The organism is Pontimicrobium sp. MEBiC01747 (genome assembly GCF_053601635.1).
The window spans coordinates 1-7,145 of the sequence record NZ_JBSHNS010000212.1 but is presented as its reverse complement, the minus strand read 5'-3'; the positions used below and the strand labels follow the sequence as shown (position 1 = coordinate 7,145).

The following is a 7,145-nucleotide window of genomic DNA, read 5'->3' as shown; positions in this document are numbered from 1 at the left end:
ATAATTTTCTATTTTTAAAGTAAAAGAGTAGTCGCTAGAAACGGCATGGAATGTTTCTTCGGCTTCTATTTTAGAGATAATTTGTTCTACAGTTAATTTTTGCATGTTATTTGGTAATTAAACTACCATATTCTGTCCAAGATCCATCGTAAACGCTAGTGTTTTTATATCCTGCTATTGTTGCTGCAAGGTCTAAAATACAGGCTGTAATACCAGATCCACATGTAAATATAACGGGTTTATTTACATCATTTATTATGGTACTGAATATATTCTGTAGTTCGTTTTTAGATTTTAATTTTCCATTGTCTAAACAATTAGTAAATGGTATGTTTTTAGAGTTTGGTATAGTACCGCTTCTTAACCCTTCTCTTGGCTCTGGAACTTCGCAATTAAATCGGTTTGAAGCTCTAGCATCTATAATTGCCACACTTGCATCGTTTGGAAGTGTTTTTATATCTTTTAAATAGACAACGTATTCTGGTTTAAAATTGGCTTCAAAATCTCCTACAGGTCTAGAATGCTGCTGTTTCGTTTCGGTTGTATAGCCTTGAGCTACCCATTCTGGTAAACCTCCATTAAGTATAGCTACATTTGTAAACCCAAATAGTTTAAACAGCCACCAAACTCTAGCACTAGAATAAAGCCCTTTATCGTCATAAACTATAATGGCACTGTTTTTATTTACCCCAAGTTTTCGTGCTTCTGTTTCAAATTGTGTTTCTGAAGGTATTGTGTTTGGAAACTGACCAGATGGATCACTAAAGGCCTTTTTTATATCAAAGAATTGGGTGTTTGGTATTTGTTCTTTAACTGTTGTTATTTTATTTGCAGTAACTTTTGGAATACTTGCATCAAAAATTAATAGGTTTTCACTCAATAAGTTTTGATGTAACCAGTCTACTGAAACAACAGGGGTTTTTATTTTAGTAATTATATTCAAAATACAATTTAATCTTTAACAGATTTAAGGTTTACTGTTTTAGGTTTAAAAACCTATTTTTTGGGGGTACTATTATTTGCTGTCTTCTACTGTTTTACGCAAACGTGAACGCCTGTTAAAGGCCTCTAAGTTATCTAGGACTTTACTTTCTAAGAAATCAATAACTTTTTCTTCTACTCTAACTTTGTTTTTGTAGATTTTGTTAATGTATGTTATGCCGCCTGGAGACATGACATTAACTTCTACAAGCTTCCCTCCTATAACGTCTAAGCCCACAAAATAAAGTCCATCTTTAACTAATTTTGGACCAATTTGTTTACACAATGCTTTTTCTGTTTTTGTTAGTGTATGTTTTTGTATGCTACCTCCTGCTGATACATTAGAGCGATGATCGTCTGTTCCCGGCACACGCCTCATAGCACCTACTGGTTCTCCATTAAGCATTAATATGCGTACATCGCCTTGGTCTGCTCCTTCTATATAATCTTGAAGAATTACATAGTTTGATGAGCCATCACTACTTGTGATATAAAAATCTAGTAAAGAGTTTATATTACTCATTGCCGATTTTTCAATTAAAATAACACCAGAGCCTCCAAAACCATTTAAGGGTTTAAGAATCATTTTATCTGCTGTTGATTCTTTTATTTGTTGTACTAAATATTTTTTGTTTTTAGATACATGGGTATTGGGTATAATGTTGCTATGTGCGTCTCCAAATGCGGCTGTATATAGTTTATTATTAGCTTCTCTCATGCCTTGTAAAGAGTTTACAATAAAGACATCATCTTTTACCGAATCTAAAAAATTAAGCATTATAGGGTCTAGTGGTGGGTTTGCTCTAAAAAAAATGGTATCGAAACCAGCTAGTGGTAACATCTCTTCTCTTAATACCGCTTTTTTGTAAAATGCTTTTAATGACGAGGGGACTTTATCCATTCTACTAACAACTGTACAAAATGCATTTGTAACACTGTTACGTATTGTTAAATTAGCGGGGGTACATAATGCTACACCATGACCTCTTTTAACACACTCTTTAATTAGTGCTAAACTACTGTCGTTTTCTGGATCTATTTTCTCCCAAGGGTACATTAAAAAGCAAACATTCATATTCTATAAATTTGGTTAGGCAAATAAAGTTAAACTAAAAATTGAAAAAATCTATTTTATTTTTTTGGGTAATCGTCATCCCATTCTACTGGTCTTGGTTCGTGTAGCTTTCCTAAGGATTTAGCTACTAATGTAGAAACCGTTGCATCTCCTGTAACATTTACTACTGTTCTACACATGTCTAAAGGTCTATCTACAGCAAATATTAGTGCTAATCCTATTGGTAATAATTCTGCTGGAAAGCCTATAGATTCTAATACAATAACTAACATTACCATACCTGCACTTGGTACAGCTGCACTACCTATAGAGGCTAATAAAGCTGTTGCAATAATAACTAATTGGTTAGTAAAAGTTAAGCCTTCTGGCCAAATAACTTGCATTATAAAAACAGCCGCAATACCTTGGTATAAACTTGTACCATCCATATTTACTGTGGCTCCTACTGGTAATACAAAACCAGAAACTTCTTTATCTACACCAATGTGCTCTTCTACACGCTCCATAGTTACAGGTAAAGTTGCAGCACTAGAACTTGTTGAAAAGGCTAATAATTGCGCTGGACTTATTTGTTTTAAAAACCATAATGGTGATTTTTTTGCAAATACTTTTATTAATATCATATAGAACCCTATCATTAAAACTAACCCAAATACAACACAAAGTGCATATTTTAGTAACTTTAAAAGAATCTCCGGATCATCAAAAGCAATAATAACATTTGCTAATAGGGCAAAAACGGCATACGGTGCAAATAACATAATTAAGTCTACCATTTTCATAACAACTTCATTAAGCGAATCGAAAAAATTAACTAATGGTTTTGCTTTCTTTTCTGGAATTAATAATAGACAAATCCCTACAAATAATGCAAAAAAGATAATTTGAAGCATTTTAGCCTCTCCCATTGCCTTAAAAATATTACTAGGAAATATATCTACTAAGGCTTGTAAAGGCCCTGAATCTTGTTGTGCCGTAGCTTTATTTAATTTATCTATAACTCCCGAAGATGTTTCGTATTTCATTTTTATTTTCTCAATAGTATCTTGAGGCATTCCATCTCCAGGTTTTACTATATTAACAATACTTAAACCAATAATAATGGCTATTAATGTTGTACCAATATAAATCCCTATGGTTTTAAGTCCCATAGTTTTAATTTTAGAAATATCTTTTAAATCGGAAATCCCTTTTATTAAAGATGCTAGTATTAATGGAACCGCTATTAATTTCAATAGATTGATAAATATTTTTCCAAACGGTGCAATCCAATCGCTTACAAACCCTTTACCTCCATCTACGGAATTCATTATAAAGCCAAAAATGATACCTAGTACCATTCCTATTATAATTTTCCAATGTAATGCTAGTTTTTTCATCTATAATATTTTTAATGAGCTCTTAGAGTTTAAGAGTTAATTTTTGTGTTAATCGTAATTAATATGTTTTATTTAGTAAAAAAGCATCAGCAAGTACCATTGCTGCCATAGCTTCTACTATTGGTACTGCTCTTGGTACTACACAAGGGTCGTGCCTTCCTTTACCATGCATTTCTACTATATTTCCGTCTTTATCTATTGTTTGTTGTACTTGCATTATTGTTGCTACAGGCTTAAACGCAACTCTAAAATAGATATCCATTCCGTTACTTATTCCGCCTTGTATACCTCCAGATAAATTTGTCTTTGTTGTACCATCTGCGTTAAATAGGTCATTGTGCTCACTCCCTTTCATTTTTGCTCCACAAAATCCACTACCATATTCAAACCCTTTTACTGCATTTATAGATAGCATAGCTTTACCTAAATCGGCATGTAACCTATCAAAAACAGGTTCTCCAAGTCCTACAGGTACATTTTTAAGTACACAGGTTACGGTGCCGCCAATAGTATCTCCTTCTTTACGGATCTCTTTAATATGGGCAATCATTTTTTCTGCTGATGCTTCATCTGGACAGCGTACTGCATTAGACTCTATATTGTTAAAGTCTAAATCTTGATAGGGTTTGTCTATAAATATATCGCCTACAGAAGATGTAAAAGCGTGTATTTGTATGTCTTTTAACACTTGCTTAGCAATAGCTCCAGCGACTACTCTACTTGCCGTTTCTCTTGCAGAACTACGGCCTCCTCCTCTATAATCGCGATGTCCATATTTTTTATCGTAAACATAATCTGCATGACTAGGTCTATACGCGTCTTTAATATGTGAATAGTCTTTAGATTTCTGATTTGCATTTTCTATAACGAAACCTATTGGAGTTCCTGTAGTTTTACCTTCAAAAATACCTGATAGAAACTTTACTTCATCTGGTTCTTTACGTTGTGTAACTATTGCAGATTGCCCAGGCTTACGTCTATTCATTTCGTTTTGAATAGCATTAAAATCAATTTCAATTCCCGGAGGGCAACCATCGATTACACCACCTATTGCTATACCATGCGACTCTCCGAAAGTTGTAAGGTTAAATAATTTTCCAAAGGAATTACCAGCCATATAATTTATTTTTATGCTAATGTAATTTTTATATCACAGAAACAAAAATTGTAATTTAAGTTTATAGTTTTTAAGTTAAATAAATTACTTTCGCAAAATCATAAAACCCAACACTATGAAATTATACAAATACACTTCACTATTTTTAATTACCTTATTTACAATAACTTCTTGTTCTGATGATAATAATTCTGATAACCAAGGAGGAAATGGTGGTGGTGAAGAAACAGCTACAAACGCAAATTACTATCCTTCTACTTTAAATGATTTTTGGAAATATGATGTAGCAAATACTAATAATGATACTAATGAAACTACGAATACTACAGATGACATTTCTGTAGCTACAGAAACAGCAACAAACTTTACATTAGAAGCTAACAACAATACTGTTGCTAATGGAACCATGAATGGTTTATTAACAACAACTACATTATCTCGTACTAACACAAAATTAATTATAAATGGTAATTTAGAGTTACCTCCTGCAATTAGTGATTTAATTGAATTTGATATTAATTTAAATAATATAGCATTATATGATGTCGATGCTAATAATGGAACAGAATTATCTACTACTACAAATACTGTACAGCAAGATTTTAACGGATTTCCAGTTAGTATTACTTATGTTATAACAACAAAAGCTTTAGGGAGTTCTGCTTCTATGAGTTTAAATGGAGAAACTTACAATGATGTTTTAAAAGCTAACTTTAAAGTTAATTTAAAGGTTGTTACAACAGTTACTGTTGCAGGTTTCCCTATAGATATCGATATTATAGAGCCTCAAGATGCTATATCTATTGATAACTTTTTTGCAAAAGATATTGGTTTAGTTCGCTCTGAAGCGAATTCTGGATATTCTATTAGTGCCGCAGCTATTACAGCATTAGAAGCTGCCGGAATAGATTTAGGAGGTATTCCTACTTCTATATCTACAACTAACATACAAGAGTTAACAGATTATATGGTTGCAGAATAAACTTTATTTTCTACTAAATAATAGGGTTTAGTTTTTAATAAACATTAAATAACTGACTGCTAACATTTAAATAATAATAGTGCGCGTATTTTGTATAACAAAACACGTGCACTTTGAATTTAAAACGCAAAATAGAAGTAGTTGTTATCTCAGATGTTCACCTAGGAACTTTTGGTTGTCATGCTAAAGAGCTACTAACTTACCTAAATAGTATCGATCCTAAAAAAATAATTTTAAATGGGGATATTATAGACATTTGGCAGTTTAAAAAACGCTACTTTCCAAAATCTCATTTACGCATTATTAAAAAAATAATGGATTTCGCTGCAGATGGTGTAGAAGTAATATATATTACTGGAAATCATGATGAAATGCTTCGCAAATTTAGTGGAACTACAATTGGTAATATTTCTATAGTAGATAAAAAAGTCTTAGATCTAGATGGTAAAAAAGCTTGGTTTTTTCATGGAGATGTTTTCGATGTTTCCATTCAAAATGCAAAATGGTTAGCTAAGCTTGGTGGTTATGGTTACGACTTACTTATTTTAATTAATCGTGCAATAAATTGGGGATTAACTTATTTAGGTAAAGAGCGTTATTCGTTATCAAAAAAAATTAAAAACAGTGTAAAAAGAGCGGTTAAATATATTAGCGATTTTGAAACCGTTGCAGCCGATTTAGCTATAGAAAATGGTTATGATTATGTTGTTTGCGGACACATACACCAACCCAAAATGCTACTTAAAAAAAATAAAAATGGCCAAGTTACCTACTTAAATTCTGGAGATTGGGTAGAAAACTTTACCGCTTTAGAGTACCAGTTTAAACGTTGGAAAGTGTACAATTATAATAATGACAAACGTACGCCTTTCTTTGCAGATGAAGACATTAAAGAGATGGATATGCAAGATTTAATTGCGGCTATAACTATTGTAAAGCCAAACGACTAGTTTATAATAAGGCTTCTTTTAAAATACTTATTGGATGCATAGCCTCTCTAGAAGTTCCATCTTTAATTTGATGCCTACAACTTGTACCATTAGCAGAAATTATGGTGGTTTCTGGCGCTTTTCTTATAGCAGGGAATAAGGTTTGCTCTCCAACATCCATACTAACTTTATAATGTTCCTTTTCGTAACCAAAACTACCTGCCATACCACAGCAACCGCTTGGTATAATAGTAACTTTATAGTTTTTAGGTAAATTTAAAACATTAAAACTGTGTATTTGGTTACTTAATGCTTTTTGATGGCAGTGCCCATGTAATTTTATAGTTTTTGCTTCCGAAGTAAATTGAGTCTCCTTAATATTACCAATAGCTATTTCATTACTAATAAATTCTTCTATTAAAAAAGTGTTACTCGCTATTTTTTTTGCTGAAGCTTTATCTTCTGCTAGCTTTAAATATTCATCTTTAAATGTAAGAATCGCTGATGGTTCTATACCTATAAGTGGGGTTTCTTTTGTTATTAAATCTTTATAAAGTGTAACATTTTTATTAGCAACTTTTTGTGCTTGTTTTAATAAACCTTTAGATAAAAATGTGCGTCCAGATTCGGCATTTTTTATTAATTCTACATTGTATCCTAAAGCATTTAACAGGTGTAAAGC

7 protein-coding genes are annotated in these 7,145 nt (G+C 32.1%); 2 read left to right on the top strand and 5 right to left on the bottom strand.

Features of this window, described 5'->3' with window-relative positions; translation table 11 throughout:
• Positions 1–106: 106 nt before the first annotated feature.
• From ACVC2P_RS06710 to aroC, 4 genes are all read right to left on the bottom strand, one after another.
• Positions 107–943 carry a sulfurtransferase gene (locus ACVC2P_RS06710; RefSeq protein WP_452597705.1) on the bottom strand — a complete coding sequence of 279 codons (837 nt, stop codon included), beginning with the start codon at positions 941–943 and terminating at the stop codon, positions 107–109.
• A 72-nt stretch (positions 944–1,015) separates the two neighbouring features.
• Positions 1,016–2,056, bottom strand: a complete 1,041-nt coding sequence (gene gshB / locus ACVC2P_RS06705) for a glutathione synthase (RefSeq protein ID WP_452597704.1) — start codon at positions 2,054–2,056, stop codon at positions 1,016–1,018.
• A gap of 56 nt (positions 2,057–2,112) precedes the next feature.
• Positions 2,113–3,435 carry a dicarboxylate/amino acid:cation symporter gene (locus ACVC2P_RS06700; RefSeq protein WP_452597703.1) on the bottom strand — a complete coding sequence of 441 codons (1,323 nt, stop codon included), beginning with the start codon at positions 3,433–3,435 and terminating at the stop codon, positions 2,113–2,115.
• 58 nt (positions 3,436–3,493) lie between these two features.
• The gene (gene aroC / locus ACVC2P_RS06695) at positions 3,494–4,552 is read right to left on the bottom strand and encodes a chorismate synthase (protein ID WP_452597702.1); all 1,059 of its coding nucleotides are present in this window, start codon (positions 4,550–4,552) and stop codon (positions 3,494–3,496) included.
• Between the two features lie 115 nt (positions 4,553–4,667).
• Here aroC and ACVC2P_RS06690 point away from each other — a divergent pair, with 115 nt between their 5' ends.
• Entirely contained in the window at positions 4,668–5,534 is an 867-nt protein-coding gene (locus ACVC2P_RS06690; protein WP_452597701.1) for a hypothetical protein, read from the top strand.
• 113 nt (positions 5,535–5,647) lie between these two features.
• Positions 5,648–6,484 carry a UDP-2,3-diacylglucosamine diphosphatase gene (locus ACVC2P_RS06685; protein WP_452597700.1) on the top strand — a complete coding sequence of 279 codons (837 nt, stop codon included), beginning with the start codon at positions 5,648–5,650 and terminating at the stop codon, positions 6,482–6,484.
• Position 6,485: 1 nt separating this feature from the next.
• On the opposite strand, the gene ACVC2P_RS06680 is transcribed toward ACVC2P_RS06685, so the two are convergent.
• Positions 6,486–7,145: (Fe-S)-binding protein (locus tag ACVC2P_RS06680; RefSeq protein WP_452597699.1), on the bottom strand; the 660-nt coding region annotated here is incomplete at its 5' end.

Excerpts from the sequence above, each read along its gene's own strand:
- gshB (WP_452597704.1), bottom strand. The coding sequence starts at position 2,056 with ATGAATGTTTGCTTTTTAATGTACCCTTGGGAGAAAATAGATCCAGAA.
- ACVC2P_RS06700 (WP_452597703.1), bottom strand. The coding sequence starts at position 3,435 with ATGAAAAAACTAGCATTACATTGGAAAATTATAATAGGAATGGTACTA.
- aroC (WP_452597702.1), bottom strand. The coding sequence starts at position 4,552 with ATGGCTGGTAATTCCTTTGGAAAATTATTTAACCTTACAACTTTCGGA.
- ACVC2P_RS06690 (WP_452597701.1), top strand. The coding sequence starts at position 4,668 with ATGAAATTATACAAATACACTTCACTATTTTTAATTACCTTATTTACA.